This is a genomic window from Martelella sp. FOR1707, from assembly GCF_053484265.1.
Map to the genome: position 1 here is coordinate 481,767 of NZ_JBAKFP010000004.1, position 14,921 is coordinate 496,687.

Here is a 14,921-nt window from a genome sequence, read left to right on the forward strand (position 1 = left end):
GACGCTCTTGAAAACGCCACGATATTCGGGTCACTACGCAATCGGACATTGAAGTGAACACTTGCGTCAGGCAAGTCAACCGGCGAGCAGCATGTTTCCGCACAGAACGCCCAGACATCAGACCCTTCGGCCCCTCGCCGCCGTCATGGCCGGGCTTTTGCTGGCCGCGCCGGCGGCAGCGCTGGCCCAGAGCACGCCATCGGTTCACTCCGACGATCCCTTCTCCCTGATGCGGGGAACGCAGCAGCCGGGCGAAAAGCGCCCGGTGAAGCTCGAGGCGCGGCTGGCCGAAGATGGCAATGTCATGCGCGACGGCCTGTTCTGGCGGGTGTTCACCACCATTCCCGATACCAGCGGCCGATTGCGGCTAGTCGCATCGGCCGAAGGCGGCAGCAAGACCATCGAGCTTTCCCCCGGCGACTATTTCATCAACTGCGCCTTCGGCCGCGCTTCGGCAACGCGCAAGGTCCGCATTGCCCACGAGGCCGGCAAGGCGGAGCAGATTTCGTTTGTGCTGAACGCCGGCGGGCTGATGCTCAATGCCCGGCTCGGCGACGGCAAGCCCGCCAGCGCCAGCGAGCTTCGCTTTTCGGTCTATGAAGACCGCGACGACCGCCGCGAACTGGTGGCCGAGGATATCGCGCCCGGCAGCATTCTGCGCCTGCGCGCGGGAACCTATGACGTGGTATCCTCCTATGGCTCGCTGAATGCCGAAACCCATGCCAGGCTGAAGGTCAAGGCCGGCGAGATCACCGACGCCAAGCTGAAGATCAAGGCCGCGGAGGTGACGTTGAAGCTTGCCGGCGGGGCCGGTGGCGAAGCGCTCGCCGACACGGCCTGGACGGTGCTCGGCGCGTCCGGCGACGTGCTGACCGAAAGCAGCAGCGCGATGCCGACGATGATCCTCGCCGAAGGCAGCTACACCGCCGTTGCCCGCAACCAGGACAGCCTCTTTGAGAAGACCTTCACGGTCTCCTCCGCCGGCACCGAGGATGTGGAATTGCTGCTGTCCGAAAACAAGGCGAACACCGATGGCGATGGGTTTGACTAAAACCTTGCGTCCATTGGGTCGCTCCAAACAATTTAATCTGGCCATCGCCGTGGACGCCTTTGCTTTTTTTCCGATGACTCGCTTTTGTCGGCGCAGCCTATGAATTAGTATCCTGCCAGAGGGTGGGGCTTAGATTTGCTGGTATATGCAATCAATCTTCCAGAACATGCCGACAGGCGCAGGCATCTCGCCGGCGCGTGTGGTGCGGCCGGCCTGAACGTCGTGTGGTTCGATGCAATTGATGGCCGCACGGTTCCGGGCGACGAGATCGCAAGCCGCGGAAGCTATCCCGAAGCCGGAAGCTACGCGCTGACGCCCACCCAATATGGTTGCTATCTCAGTCATGTCAGATGCTGGCAGGCTTTCCTTGAGAGCAGGGCCCCGTTGGTCGCGATCTTCGAAGATGATGTTCACCTTGCCGAGGACATCGGCCCCTTTCTGCAACAGGCGGAAAACTGGTTTCCCGAGGATGGCGATATCGTCAAGCTGGAAACCTGTCTCCAGCCCGTCCGCCTCGAAACCAGCCCGGTGGACACGGTTTTCGGACGCGACCTCTATCGCTTGAAGTCCCGGCATCTGGGTTCAGCCGCCTATATTCTCAGCCGAAAGGGAGCCCACAAGCTACTGGAAAACAGCGATAAATTCGCCATGGGTGTCGATGCGGTCATGTTCAATCCGCGCGCCAGGCTGAAACACGGCATGATCAACTATCAGGTCGATCCGGCAATCTGCATTCAGGACGACATTGGCCATCGCTGCGGCCTGCCGAGCCTCGGCTTCTTCTCGGTGAACCCCGTGCCCAAGAGCCGGAAATCGCGCGGCGCCAATGCATTCGAATACGGTATCTATCTGATTGGCGACTGCTTGCGTCGGACGAAACTTCGGTTGGGTTGTCTGATCGGCGGCTGTCGGAAGCGGACCGTGGATTTTCGCCAAAGCGCCCACCCATCTTGCCAGAGCGCGAAGCCGAGCTATAAAGCTGCAATATAGTTTGGCAGCTTTTCGACGAGTCGCCGGAAAGCTCCATTTCAGTGTTTCAGGCATGGCGAGCCGCCTTGCCCGGAGCTGGCTTCAAAGGCGATCCGCCAGCGCGAAAGGGCACCGTGCTCACACTCGTCATCAATCTCGACCGCGATACGGAAAGGCTGAAGCGCATCGAAGCGCTGCTTTCTGAACGGGACGTTTCCTTCATCCGGGTCACAGCGGTTGACGGGAGGTCGCTTTCTGCAGACGAGATCGCGGCGGTCTGCGCTTATCCGACGCCCGTCAGCATAAGGTTGCAACCCGGTGAGATCGCCTGCTATCTCAGCCATATCAAGGCCTGGCGCCTGTTACTCGACAGCGACGAAGAGTGCGCCGCCATTTTCGAGGACGATATCGACCTCAGCAGAGACGCAACCGAGGTTTTGTCCGCGATCGCAGCTTGGATGCCGGAAGACGCCGATATCGTCAAACTGGAAACCAGCCTGAAGCCGATAGAGCTCGGGCGGACGCCGGAAACCATCGTCCATACGCGCGAGATTCGGCGCCTCGCCGGCTGCCATATCGGCACGGCCGGTTATGTGATCACGCGCAAGGGAGCGGCCCGCATGCTGGCGGAAAGCAAAAAGCTGCGTATGGCAGTGGACACCACGCTGTTCGATCCGCGTGGCGGCGTTGCCGAAACGCTGTCGCTCTACCAGCTCTCGCCCGCGCTCTGCATCCAGACGCGCCTGCAGACCGGCGGAGCGCCCGCCGACAAAAGCAATATTTCCGAGAGGGCCAGCCACAAATCCTATGGCGCGACGCCGGGCGAAAGACTGGCGAACAGGATCAGGGATAGACTGGCCTATGCCTGCCGGAAGCTGCGAAATTTCGCCAGCGGCGCGCGCGCACAGGTGATTGATTTCAAGCCGTAAAAAAGGCGGAGCCAAAAGCCCCGCCCCTTCTTAATTACGCCCGCTTGCGCTTCAGGTCTGGCGGGGTTGCCTCGTCGATCAGCAGGGCGAGCGCGTCATCGAGCGACATCGACTGCTGGTCGCGGGAGCCGAGACGGCGGATGTTGACCGTCTCTTCTTCCGCCTCGCGCATGCCGCAGACAAGAATGACCGGAACCTTGGCCACCGAGTGCTCGCGGACCTTGTAGTTGATCTTCTCGTTGCGGAAATCGGTCTCGACGGACAGTCCCGCATCGCGCAGCTTCTGAGCAACCTTTTCACCGTAGCCGTCTGCCTCGGTCGTGATCGTGGCGACCACCACCTGCAGCGGCGCGAACCACAGCGGCATGTGGCCGGAATGGTTTTCGATCAGGATGCCGAGGAAGCGTTCCAGCGAGCCGCAGATGGCGCGGTGAACCATGACCGGTTGCTTCTTCTCCGAGGTCGAGTCGATATAGAAGGCACCGAAGCGCTCCGGCAGGTTGAAGTCCACCTGGGTGGTGCCGCACTGCCATTCGCGCCCGATCGCGTCCTTCAGCGTATATTCGAACTTCGGCCCGTAAAACGCGCCCTCGCCCGGCAGAATGCCGGTCTTGATGCGGCCGCCCGACTGTTCCTCGATGGTCTTTAGCACATCGGTCATGATCGCCTCGGCGTGATCCCAGCTCTCGTCGGAACCGACGCGCTTTTCGGGCCGCGTGGAGAGCTTCACCACGATCTCATCGAAGCCGAAATCCTCATAGACCGACAGGATCAGATCGTTGATCTTCAGGCATTCTTCCGCCAACTGCTCCTCGGTGCAGAACACATGGGCATCGTCCTGGGTGAAGCCGCGTACGCGCATCAGGCCGTGCATCGCACCCGACGGCTCGTAACGGTGCACAACGCCGAATTCCGCATAGCGGATGGGCAGTTCGCGGTAGGACTTCAGACCGTGCTTGAACAGCTGGACATGGCCGGGGCAGTTCATCGGCTTCAGCGCGAAGACGCGCTTGTCTTCAGCCTCCTCATCGGCGCAGGCGACCGCGAACATGTTTTCGCGGTACCATTCCCAGTGGCCGGAGGTCTTCCACAGCGAGGTGTCGAGCACCTGCGGCGCGTTGACCTCCTCGTATTCGCCGGCGAGCCGGCGGCGCATATAGGCGGTCAGCGACTGGAACATGCGCCAGCCCTTGGAATGCCAGAACACGACGCCCGGCCCCTCTTCCTGGAAATGGAAAAGGTCCATCTCGCGGCCGAGGCGGCGGTGGTCGCGCTTTTCGGCTTCCTCGAGGAAGGTCAGATAGGCGTCGAGGTCCTTCTGGTCGGCCCAGGCCGTGCCATAGATGCGGGTCAGCATCGGATTGTTGCTGTCACCGCGCCAGTATGCGCCGGCCACCTTCATCAGCTTGAAGGCGTTGCCGATCTGGCCGGTCGAGGTCATGTGCGGGCCGCGGCAGAGGTCGAACCAGTCGCCTTGGCTGTAAATCTTGAGGTCCTGGCCTTCCGGGATCGCGTCGACGAGTTCGACCTTGTAGGCCTCGCCCTTTTCGGCGAACACCTTCTTCGCCTTTTCGCGCGACCATATCTCCTTGGTGAACGGCGCGTTGCGGGCAATGATCTCCTTCATCTTCTTTTCGATCTTCGGCAGGTCTTCCGGGGTGAACGGAACCTCGCGGGCGAAGTCGTAATAGAAGCCGTTCTCGATCACCGGACCGATGGTCACCTGCGTGCCGGGCCACAGCTCCTGCACGGCCTCGGCCATCACATGGGCGGCGTCGTGGCGGATCAGTTCCAGCGCGCGGTCATCGGTGCGGGTGACGATCTCGATGCGGCCATCGGTGACCGGATCGGCGAGATCGCGCAGTTCGCCATCAAGGGCGATCGCGACGGCCTTCTTGGCCAGCGACTTGGAGATGGATTCGGCGACATCTCGGCCGGTCGTGCCGGCGGCATAGTCGCGCTTCGAGCCATCGGGAAAGATGAGGGAAATCTGGTCAGACATGTCATGCTCCTTGAAACCAGTCCCGCCAACGAATGCGGGTGGACAATCTGCCGTATCGCACGGCGTCTTAAACGAGGCAGGTCAATAAAGAAAAAACGGCCCTGCGTAAAGCCGCAAGGCCGCTTGCTGTCAGACGCCGAAATAAGAGGCGATCAGAATTTCATGCCCACGCCGGCCATCACCGCGTGGGTATGCATCTTGAACTTGGCCGTTGCGCCGGCGGCGGAGGCCAGATCGTCGACGACCTTCTGATCCGGATAGCCGGTATAGCGATATTCCAGCCGCGTGAAGATGCTGTCGGTGACGGCGTAGTCCAAGCCCGCGCCGACCGTATAGCCGTAGATCGTGTCGCTGAGACTGACGTTCAACGCGCGAATATAGGCATTGGCAACCGCCGCGCCCCCGGTGACGTAGACCAGCGCATTGCCGAAGGAATACCCCAACCGGCCACGCAGGGTGCCGCTCCAGTCGGAGCCGCCCTCGACGTCAAACCCAAGCCCGGTCGCGAATTTCTGCTTGCCCCAGCTGTAATCGGCATCGCCCTCAATGCCCACGACGATATTGTTGCCGAGCTGCTTGTTGTAGCCGGCGAACAGATTGGCAATCGCGCCGTTATAGTCCAGGCGGTCGGCGCCTCCCCCGCTGATCGTGCCGCGCGCGCCTGTCCAGCCATAGCCGCCGCCAAGGCCCGCATAGGGTCCGTCCCACAGCGGCTCCTCCTCGACATAGACTTCCTGATAGGCCACCGGCTGAATTGGCGGGCGCAGCGCCAGATCGGCGGCAAATGCCGGAAAGCATGACGCGCCGTAAATGGCGAGAAGTGACGCTGACAGTTTTCTCATGGAAGGCTCCGTAGGTGATGACTTATCGAAGCCATAGCGCATGAAGCGTTAAGAAAGCGTCAGCTTATGGTTTACATACCCTTAATTCGCACAACCTCGAGACGATGTATCATTCGCCGTTGCGGGCGAGCTCGAGCTTCATGTAGTCGAGCGGCAATTGGGTGGAGAACTTGATCTGCTCCATGGCGAAGGACGATGAAACGTCGCGGATCTCGATCTTCGCGATCAGCCGCTTGTAGAAGGCGTCATAGGCCGCGATATCGGGCACCACCACGCGCAGCAGATAATCGACCTCGCCGCTCATGCGGTAAAATTCCAGCACTTCCGGGAACTCCGCGATCACCTCGGAAAACCGCTTCAGCCATTCCACCGAATGGGTATTGGTGCGGATCGCGACGAAGACGGTGACATTGGCGTTGACCTTTTCCGGGTCGAGCAGCGCCACGCGCCGCTGGATCACGCCTTCCTCCTCCATCTTCTGGATGCGCCGCCAGCAGGGCGTGGTCGAAAGCCCGACCTTCTTGCCGATATCGGCAACCGCCAGCGTCGAATCCTCCTGTATGAGGCGCAAAATTTTCCTATCCAGGCGATCCATTTCCGCTCTCCGTAAAATATTTTTGCTCTTATAGCATCAATTTTTTGATTTGAAAGGGGTCAATCAGCCTGAGAGCGGATGCCATCGCCCGCGAAAAGCCGCACCGCCGCCTTCAGCTCCGGCAGCACCTCGGTTTCGAACCACGGGTTGCGTTTCAGCCATGCGGTATTGCGCCAGCTTGGATGCGGCAGCGGCAGGATACGGGGGTTGGTATTGGCGAAATAGCTGGCGCGCCAGTTGCGCACTGTTTCCGTCAGCGTCTTCCGGCTTGCCTCGCCCATATGCCATTTCTGGGCATACATACCGATGGCGAGCACGAGTTCGATCTGCGGCATCGCCGCCATCGCCTGCTCGCGCCATTGCGGCGCGCATTCCCGTCGCGGCGGAAGGTCGCTGCCGCGCGCGTCGTATCCGGGGAAACAGAAGCCCATCGGCATGATGGCGAAACGCGACGTGTCGTAGAACGCCGCGCGATCGACGCCCATCCAGTCGCGCAGCCGGTCGCCGGACCGGTCGTTGAAGGGAATGCCGGTCTCATGCACCCTCAGCCCCGGCGCCTGACCGGCGATCAGCACCCGCGCGGTGGGCGACAGGATCGCGACGGGGCGCGGCTCATGCGGCAGCGGCTCGGCCATCTGCGGACAATCGCGGCAGATGCGGCAGGCCGCGATCCGTTCTGCAAGTTCGATCTGGTCTGTCAGCGAAAGCTCCCTTATTGCCGGCTCCCAGCATAGATGTGTTACCGCCGTCTTAAAAAACAGCCCTAACAAATCCTTTACGGATTTCTTAACAATTCGTTCGTATCCTCGTTTGCAATCGAGGATGGATGCGATGACGAACCGTGCCGAAGTGATTGCCAGCCCCCGCAACGAAGCCGATACCGCCGGCGAATTCCGCGCCGCGCTTCAAAGTCTCGAAAAGAGCGCGCCAGCGATCGCGATCATGCTGGCGCTCGCCGGCTTCGGCTTTCTCTATCTCGGGCGCGATCTGATCTTCGCGGTCTGGGCGCTGGCGGCGCTGATCCTGCACGGGGTCGCATTCCTGACCGTCCGTCAGGCCGCGCGCGCGGGCGTCGATACCGCATCGGTGCGCAAATGGAACGCCCGCGTCATCGGCGCCTACTGGCTTGCCGGCGGCGCATGGGCGCTTCTCTCCGTTCTGGAATGCGGCGCCTGCGGCGGCGCTGCCCTGCCCTTCTTCAAGGCGTCCATGGTGATTGTCGCGCTGTCGATGATGGCGCTTGGCGCGGTCGCGCTGCCGCGCTCGGCCTGGCATGTCTTCCTGCCGGCGGTGATAGCATTCGGCCTCGTCGCCTATCAGAGCCGCGCGCCCTTCGATATCGGCCTGGCGGCCGTGCTCGCGATCGTCATGCTGTTCATCGCCTATTTCAACCATCACATCGCCGAAAGCGACAAGGCGCTGAAAACCAGGGAAAGTGAAAAGGACCTGCTTGCCGGGCAACTGACCGAAAGCCTCGCCCGTGCCGAAGCCGCGGCCGAGGCCGCCGAGGCGGCAAACCAGGCCAAATCGACCTTCCTTGCCGCCATGTCGCACGACCTGCGCACGCCGCTCAACGCGATTATCGGCTTTTCGGAAATCATGAAAACCGAGATGATGGGACCGCTGCCGAACGCCCACTACCGCGAATATGCCGCCGACATTCACCAGTCCGGTCGTCACCTGCTTGACATGATCGACAGCGTGCTGGACTTGTCGCGGCTGGAGGCCGGCGGCTATCGGCTGAACGAGCAGCCGGTCTATCTCGTCGACGTCATCGATGCCTCGATGGCGATGATCGGCGGCGAGGCCGCAACCAGGGCAATCGCCCTCAAATGCGATGTCGCTGGCGCGCTCGCCCCGATCACGGCGGATGGCCGGGCGGTGAAGCAGATGCTGCTCAACCTGATCTCCAATGCGGTCAAGTTTTCCGACGCCCATGCCGAGGTGCTGATCCTGGCCGGCACGACCGCGGAAGGCGGCCAGTATCTCAGCGTTCGCGACTTTGGCTGCGGCATGGACGGTGATGCGCTGACGCTTGCCACCACCGCCTTCTCGCGCGGCGCGGAAGCCCGCGATGTCGAAGGTTTTGGGCTCGGCCTTGCGATCGTGAAGCAGCTTGCCGAGGCCCATCAGGGCGAGCTGATCCTGCAATCCGCCCCCGGCGAGGGTACGCTTGCCACGATCCTGTTCCCGGCAGGCCGGGTGATCGACCTGCCGGCCGCAGCACTCCATCACCAGGACACCGGCCTCACCGTGGCCCTGTCCCCCGAACGGGCGATGCCGTTTGCGCCAGAGAGCGTCACGATCGAAACCCCGGCCAGGGTTTCGGGAACCCGCAGCGGCCGCGACCGCCTTGCCGCGGCGCTGAAACGCCGGGGCCGCAGGGTTGCCAATGACGCGCCGCCGATGCCGGAAGAAGACCTCGCCGCGGACTTCACCTTCGAGGATGCGCTCGAAGCCGAGATCATCGAGGCGCTGCAGGCCGATGACGGCGCGCGTCGTCACGAGGCCGCCAATGCCGCATGACATCGCCGCGATCCCGGTGATCGAAACCGAACGGCTGCGTCTGCGCCCGCTCGTCTTTGCCGACTGGCCCGCCTATTTCGCCTTCCTCGCCTCCGATCGCGCCCGCTACATGGGCGGACCGCATACCCAGGAAACGGCGTGGTCGTTTTTCTGCAACGATGTCGCCCAGTGGTCGCTCTTCGGCCATGGCGCGCTGATGTTCGAAGACCGCAGCACCGGTGAAACGATGGGACAGGTGGCGCTCTGCAAGGGGCCGCTCTTTCCCGAACTGGAACTCGGCTGGTTCGCCTATGAGGGCGCCGAGGGCAAGGGATATGCGCTTGAGGCGGCGTCAGCGATGCGCGACTGGGGCTTTGCAACGCTCGGCGTGCGCGACTGCGTCAGCTATGTCGACCCCGACAACGCCCGCTCGATCCGGCTCGCCGAGCGGCTTGGCGGCCGGCTAGATCCGGACGCCCAAGCCCCGCACCCGGCAAACCTCGTCTACCGGCATGAGCGCCCGGTGCCTTAGAAAAACACCACGTAGACGGCGTAGATGAAATTGCTGCTGATCAGGCAGAAAGTCGCGAACGAACCGAGGTCCTTGGCGTGCCGGCCTTCCACGGAGAGTTCCGGCGACACCCGATCGATGATCTCCTCGACGGCGGTATTGAGCGCTTCCACGCCGAACAGGCAGAGCATCAGGATCACGAAGATCATGAATTGAACCGCGCTGGCGCCGGCAAGGAAGAACACCACGAGGCCGACCACGAAGCCGATCAACTCGTGGCGAAAAGCCTCTTCCTTCAGCAACCGCATGAAACCCTGGAACGAATAGCCGCCCGCCGCGAGCAGATGGCGGAAACCCTTCTTCTTCTCGATCGGGGCCATGCATTATCCTTCGCCGTTTTCGAAACCAGCCAAAGCACTTCCTTAGCCTGAAAGGCCGGCCGTGTCGCCCGGTGTAGCGCGCAAACTGCCACAGGCCCGTGACAGTCCTGCGACACGTTTGTGACTCACCCTTCCCGGTCAGACACCCCGGCTTCCTCGAATGTGGCCATGCCTGTATGACAGGCGGCGGCGGCCTTCACCAGGCTGGCGGCAAGGGCAGCGCCCGTGCCTTCGCCGAGCCGCATGCCGAGCGCCAAAAGCGGCGTCTTGCCAAGCTTCTGGACAAGCTTCAGATGACCGGGCTCGGCGGAAACATGGGCGATCATGCAGTGATCGAGCGCCGAGGGGTTGGCGGCTTTCAGCACGGCGGCGGCGGCCGTCGCGACATAGCCGTCGATCAGCACCGGCACTTTCTGCATTCGCGCGGCGATGATGGCGCCGGCGATCGCCGCAAGTTCCCGCCCGCCGAGACGGCGCAGGGCTTCCAGCGGATCGGACAGGTGATCCTTGTGCAGCGCCACGGCCTGCTCGACCAGCGCGACCTTGCGTTCGTAAGCCTCCCCTTCCACACCTGTGCCCGGACCGACCCAGTCGGTGGCGCTGCCGCCATAGAGACCATAGCTGAGCGCTGCCGCCACGGTAGTGTTGCCGATGCCCATCTCGCCAAGGCAGAGAAGATCGACGCCGCCGGCCACCGCCTCCATGCCGTAGGCCATGGTCGCCGCGCAATCGCGCTCCGAAAGCGCCGGTTCGACGGAGATGTCGCCGGTCGGATGATCGAGCGCGAGATCGAAGATTTTCAGGCTGAGATCGACGCTGGCGCAGATCTGGTTGATCGCCGCGCCGCCCTTGGCGAAATTCTCGACCATCTGCTTGGTGACGGCCTGGGGATAGGCTGAAACGCCCTTTGCTGCTATACCATGATTGCCGGCAAAAACAGCGACCATGGGCCGGTTGACCGCCGGCGTCCGACCGCTCCAGGCCGCAAGCCACATGGCAATCTCTTCCAGCCTGCCAAGCGAGCCGGGCGGTTTGGTAAGTACAGAGTTGCGTTTTCTCGCCTGTGAGAGTATCTGTGCATCGGCCTTGGGGAAGGCGTCCAGCAAAGTGCGAAAATCCTCGAATGGGTGTCCATCGCTCATTTGTTTTGTCCCGTGCTATGCTGACAGCGTTGCCAAAGCTCATATTTTTCAAACGGCCGGCTAGCAAGGCCGAAGACCTGGAAACGAGCACAAACCAATGAAGATGCCATTCTTCATTACCGACTTGACGAGCGCCCTTAGCTTCCTGACACGTCTCAGAGTGCCTGACCTGCTTATGGCCGAGATGCCGGCGGGCGCCCGCGCCGCCTGGGCGTACCCGCTTGCCGGCGCGATTGCAACCATCCTGCCCGCCATCTCGCTGGCGGGTTTCGTCTGGCTCGGCGCTTCGCCGCTGGTTGCCGCGCTCCTCGCCGTGCTGATCTCGATCATGGTCTGCGGCGGGCTCCACGAAGATGGTCTCGCTGACGCGGCCGACGGGCTTTTCGGCGGTCACGACCGCGAGACGGCGCTGGCGATCATGAAGGACAGCCATTCCGGCGTTTTCGGCGTCACCGCGATCGTTCTGTCGCTGCTGTTGCGGGCGGCGGCCCTTGCCGCGCTCGTTGCGCATCACGGCCCGACGGCTGCGGCGCTGCTGTTCATTGCGGCGGCCATTGCCGGTCGCGGAAGCCTTGTGCTCCAGTGGACAATGCTGCCCGCAGCGCGCGCGGACGGCGCGGCCGCGACGCTCGGACGGCCCGGCGTTCGGACAACGGCCTCGGCCGAGGCGATCACGCTCCTTCTATGCGTCGGGATCGGCATTGCGACGAGCGCGCCCGGCGGGGTTGTGATAGCCTTGGCATCCGCCGGCGTCGCATCGCTGCTGTTTTCCGCCTTTGTCAACAAGAGGATCGCCGGCCATACCGGCGACACGCTGGGTGCTGCCGCGCAGATCGGCGAGATCGTTTTCCTCACAACCCTTGCTATCGCCGCCTGAAACCCGATATCCGGACAGGACAACATCGTCTCGGACCGGGAGTTCATGCCTTGCGCCTTTTCTGGATTTTGATCGCCGTCGTTTCGGTCGGCATGATCCTCCTGATGGTCACGGGAACCAGCGGCACCACGCTTGGCGTCAACAGCGATGACTTTGCCCGCACACTCTGGCTCGCGCCCATCCTGCTGCTGGTCTCCGCGGGCGTGCTGCAAAGCCGGCGCAATCTCGGCTTCGTGTTCCAGTCGCTGCTGATCTGGGCGGCGGTGCTGCTCGTGGTGGCGGCGGCCTACATCTTCCGCGACGATTTCCGCACCGTCGGCGCGCGGCTCTTCGGCGGGCTCATTCCCGGCATGGCTATGGAAACCACCACGGCCGACGGACGCCAGCAGGTGATCCTCCACAAGCGCCTGGACGGCCATTTCGCCGCCGATGTCGTGGTCGATGGCGAGACGATCACCATGCTGGTCGATTCGGGCGCAAGCCGCGTCACGCTGACGGCGCGCGACGCCGCCCGCATCGGGTTTGAAGGCTCCAATATCAGCTATACCGCGATGGTGACCACGGCCAACGGCACGGCGATGGCCGCGCCCATAACGCTCGACGAGGTTTCGATCGGCCCGATCACGCGGCGCAATGTCAGGGCCATGGTGGCGACGGAGGGCCGGCTTGCCGAAAGCCTGCTCGGCATGAGCTTCCTGTCAACGCTCACCTCGGTCGACATGCGCTCGGACGAGTTACGGCTGACCGAATAGCAGATCAGAAGAACGAATAGAAAAACCGCGCCGAGATGATCAGCAGGAAGATGCCGAAGCCGGCTTCCAGCTTCCGCTTGCTGAGCCGGTGCGCGACGGTGGCCCCGAGCGGCGCGATCAGCATCGTGATCGGGATGATCAGCGCGACGGCCACCCAGTTGATATAGCCGGTCGAAAGCGGCGGAAGCCCCGCCTTGCCCCAGCCGCCGACGATATTGCCGATGAAGCTCGGAATTGAAATCAGCACACCGACCCCAGCGGACGTTGCCACCGCCTGATGGATCGGCCGGTTGAAGAGCGTCATGAAGGTGTTGTTGAGCGTGCCGCCGCCGATGCCGATCAGGCCGGACAAAAGCCCGATAAGCCAGCCATAGACGAACAGCGCCGGGTTCTTCGGCAGATCATCGCCAAGCCGCCATTCGGCCGATTTCGGATAGAGCATCTTGAGACCGATCAACAGCGTGATCACCGCGAAGGCTCCGCGCAGCAGGCTGCCGGGCGCGTAGGCAATCACCAGCGTCGAAACCACGGCCCCGAACGGCACCGCGATCACCCAGCGCCTCAGCACCGACATGTCGACCGCGCCGCGCTTGTAGTGCGACTGGAAGGAGCGCAGCGATGTCGGAATGATGATCGCAAGCGAGGTGCCGACGCTCAGCTTAATGCGCAACCCGTCATCCACGCCGAACAGGGCAAACGCCTGATAGAAAACGGGAACCAGAACGGCGCCGCCGCCAATGCCGAAAAGCCCGGCCAGAAAGCCGGCAATTCCGCCGGCAAGCGCCAGCAATACGCAAAGTTCGAGAAGTTCGGAAAGCGGCGGCATCTCATTCCCCTCTGAGACGCCGGCATCTTTCCGAATTTTTCGGAATGAGGCTCAAATGCGTCTCGATGTCATCAAAACGAGATGTTCTTACACTATCCAAACCACGGGGCAAGGCGGCGCCACCCGCTGCCTGGTACGATTGCCATAACCTGCCTATTGCCGCCCCGGATTTTGAAGAGTGCCTTACTGCCCTCTGACTTCACATCACCGAAATGTTTCCGCCTTTTGCCGGCCCTCACACGGGCCGGCCTTTTTTTGTGGCCGGACAGAATGGCCACAGGCTTAAGCGCGCTCAGCCTTCGAGGTCGACGTCGAGGATAGCCATCGAGAAATTGTAGGAGCGGTCGCCGTCCTCATCATCGAGATAGATGACGCCGATGAATTCCTCGCCATTGTAGACCTCGCAGGAATCATCCTTGCGCGGGCGCGCCCGGACCGCAAAGCTCGGGCCGAAGAGACGTTTGAAATAGGCGTCGAGTTTTTTGATTTCGTCTTGTTTCAAGGGATTTTCTCCGTCTGGCCTTTGCAATGTCCGCGGCTTTTGCCATGCGCGCCGGCGAAACGCAAACGCGCGGGCGCACGGATTTGTTCTCTGCCCGCGCCTATTCCTCGGAAATGATCAACTGGTCCATCGAGCGCGCGGGATCGGAGCAGCCGGCCGTGCCGATAACCTTGGCGGGAACGCCCGCGACCGTGGAATTGGCCGGCACCGGCTTCAGAACCACGGAGCCGGCCGCAATACGGGAGCACTTGCCGACCGCGATGTTGCCGAGAACCTTCGCCCCCGCGCCGATCAGCACGCTGTCGCCGATCTTGGGGTGACGGTCGCCGGTTTCCTTGCCGGTACCGCCAAGCGTGACGCCCTGCAGGATCGAGACATCGTCGCCGATCGTCGCCGTCATGCCGACCACGAGGCCGGTGGCGTGATCGAGGAAAATGCCCTTGCCCATTTTCGCGGCCGGGTTGATGTCGGTCTGGAACACGCTGGAAGATCGGCTCTGCAGGTAAAGCGCCAGATCCTGCCGGCCGCGGTTCCACAGCCAGTGCGCCAGCCGGTGGGTCTGGATCGCGTGGAAGCCCTTGAAATAGAGCACCGGCTCCATGAACCGCGTGCAGGCCGGGTCGCGGTCGTAGACCGCCTGGATATCGACGCGCAGGATATCGCCCCATTCCGGCCAGTCGCGGCGCATCTCCTCGAAGGTCTGGCGCAGAAGGATCGCCTGGACATCCGGATGGTCGAGCCGCTCGCAGATGCGGTAGACGACGCAATCCTCCAGCGAATCATGGTTCAGGATGGTGGAATACAGAAACGCCGCAAGGATCGGGTCCTTTTCGAGCGCGTATTCGGCCTCCGACCTGAGGCTCGCCCAGATCGGATCGACGGCCTTCAGATTGGTTTCCTGGCTGTTCTTTTCGGGCTGCGCGGCCATGACGGCCTCCTTTTCTTCCGGTTTCTCCGGGCGTCGCACCTGCCGGCACCGTCAGCACGGTAAAGGACGCAATTTGCGGGAATATAGATCAGCCGGCCGCAATTACCAAT

16 protein-coding genes are annotated in these 14,921 nt (G+C 62.4%); 7 read left to right on the plus strand and 9 right to left on the minus strand.

Going from position 1 to position 14,921, the window contains the following annotated elements:
- Positions 1-91 precede the first annotated feature (91 nt).
- The 3 genes from V6765_RS13645 (at position 92) to V6765_RS13655 (ending at position 2,949) form a co-directional block, all read left to right on the plus strand.
- Positions 92-1,051 carry a hypothetical protein gene (locus tag V6765_RS13645; RefSeq protein ID WP_448429625.1) on the plus strand — a complete coding sequence of 320 codons (960 nt, stop codon included), beginning with the start codon at positions 92-94 and terminating at the stop codon, positions 1,049-1,051.
- Between the two features lie 135 nt (positions 1,052-1,186).
- Positions 1,187-2,041 (plus strand): glycosyltransferase family 25 protein, encoded by an 855-nt coding sequence (locus tag V6765_RS13650; RefSeq protein ID WP_448429627.1) that lies wholly within the window; start codon positions 1,187-1,189, stop codon positions 2,039-2,041.
- Between the two features lie 113 nt (positions 2,042-2,154).
- Positions 2,155-2,949 carry a glycosyltransferase family 25 protein gene (locus V6765_RS13655; protein ID WP_448429629.1) on the plus strand — a complete coding sequence of 265 codons (795 nt, stop codon included), beginning with the start codon at positions 2,155-2,157 and terminating at the stop codon, positions 2,947-2,949.
- Positions 2,950-2,983: 34 nt separating this feature from the next.
- On the opposite strand, the gene thrS is transcribed toward V6765_RS13655, so the two are convergent.
- The 4 genes from thrS to V6765_RS13675 form a co-directional block, all read right to left on the minus strand.
- Positions 2,984-4,951, minus strand: a complete 1,968-nt coding sequence (thrS, locus tag V6765_RS13660; protein WP_448429631.1) for a threonine--tRNA ligase — start codon at positions 4,949-4,951, stop codon at positions 2,984-2,986.
- 152 nt (positions 4,952-5,103) lie between these two features.
- Entirely contained in the window at positions 5,104-5,793 is a 690-nt protein-coding gene (locus tag V6765_RS13665; protein ID WP_448429632.1) for an outer membrane protein, read from the minus strand.
- 109 nt (positions 5,794-5,902) lie between these two features.
- Positions 5,903-6,388 (minus strand): Lrp/AsnC family transcriptional regulator, encoded by a 486-nt coding sequence (locus V6765_RS13670; protein WP_448429634.1) that lies wholly within the window; start codon positions 6,386-6,388, stop codon positions 5,903-5,905.
- 59 nt (positions 6,389-6,447) lie between these two features.
- A complete protein-coding gene (locus V6765_RS13675; protein ID WP_448429871.1) occupies positions 6,448-7,104 on the minus strand; it encodes a uracil-DNA glycosylase family protein in 657 nt (218 codons plus the stop codon).
- Between the two features lie 115 nt (positions 7,105-7,219).
- Here V6765_RS13675 and V6765_RS13680 point away from each other — a divergent pair, with 115 nt between their 5' ends.
- Together V6765_RS13680 and V6765_RS13685 are read left to right on the plus strand one after the other, a co-directional pair.
- A complete protein-coding gene (locus V6765_RS13680; RefSeq protein WP_448429636.1) occupies positions 7,220-8,914 on the plus strand; it encodes a sensor histidine kinase in 1,695 nt (564 codons plus the stop codon).
- Entirely contained in the window at positions 8,904-9,425 is a 522-nt protein-coding gene (locus V6765_RS13685) for a GNAT family N-acetyltransferase (protein WP_448429638.1), read from the plus strand. The genes V6765_RS13680 and V6765_RS13685 overlap by 11 nt, the downstream gene beginning before the upstream one ends.
- On the opposite strand, the gene V6765_RS13690 is transcribed toward V6765_RS13685, so the two are convergent.
- Positions 9,422-9,784: a diacylglycerol kinase gene (locus tag V6765_RS13690; RefSeq protein ID WP_448429640.1), complete on the minus strand. Its 363-nt coding sequence runs from the start codon at positions 9,782-9,784 to the stop codon at positions 9,422-9,424. The genes V6765_RS13685 and V6765_RS13690 overlap by 4 nt on opposite strands.
- 125 nt (positions 9,785-9,909) lie before the next feature.
- Entirely contained in the window at positions 9,910-10,926 is a 1,017-nt protein-coding gene (cobT, locus tag V6765_RS13695) for a nicotinate-nucleotide--dimethylbenzimidazole phosphoribosyltransferase (protein ID WP_448429642.1), read from the minus strand.
- Positions 10,927-11,029: 103 nt separating this feature from the next.
- Between cobT and cobS the strand changes: the two genes are divergently transcribed.
- Both cobS and V6765_RS13705 read left to right on the plus strand, forming a co-directional pair.
- Complete coding sequence (cobS, locus tag V6765_RS13700; RefSeq protein WP_448429873.1) at positions 11,030-11,803, plus strand: adenosylcobinamide-GDP ribazoletransferase; 774 nt, start codon at positions 11,030-11,032, stop codon at positions 11,801-11,803.
- Between the two features lie 50 nt (positions 11,804-11,853).
- Positions 11,854-12,555, plus strand: coding sequence for a retropepsin-like aspartic protease family protein (locus V6765_RS13705; RefSeq protein ID WP_448429644.1), 702 nt, complete (start codon positions 11,854-11,856; stop codon positions 12,553-12,555).
- Positions 12,556-12,559: 4 nt separating this feature from the next.
- On the opposite strand, the gene V6765_RS13710 is transcribed toward V6765_RS13705, so the two are convergent.
- The 3 genes from V6765_RS13710 to cysE all read right to left on the minus strand — a co-directional run bounded on the left by V6765_RS13710 (position 12,560) and on the right by cysE (position 14,811).
- The gene (locus tag V6765_RS13710; protein WP_448429646.1) at positions 12,560-13,381 is read right to left on the minus strand and encodes a sulfite exporter TauE/SafE family protein; all 822 of its coding nucleotides are present in this window, start codon (positions 13,379-13,381) and stop codon (positions 12,560-12,562) included.
- A 292-nt stretch (positions 13,382-13,673) separates the two neighbouring features.
- The gene (locus tag V6765_RS13715) at positions 13,674-13,883 is read right to left on the minus strand and encodes a DUF3126 family protein (protein ID WP_018066339.1); all 210 of its coding nucleotides are present in this window, start codon (positions 13,881-13,883) and stop codon (positions 13,674-13,676) included.
- Between the two features lie 100 nt (positions 13,884-13,983).
- On the minus strand, positions 13,984-14,811 hold the full coding sequence (cysE, locus tag V6765_RS13720) for a serine O-acetyltransferase (protein ID WP_448429648.1): 828 nt from the start codon (positions 14,809-14,811) through the stop codon (positions 13,984-13,986).
- Between the last annotated feature and the right edge of the window lie 110 nt (positions 14,812-14,921).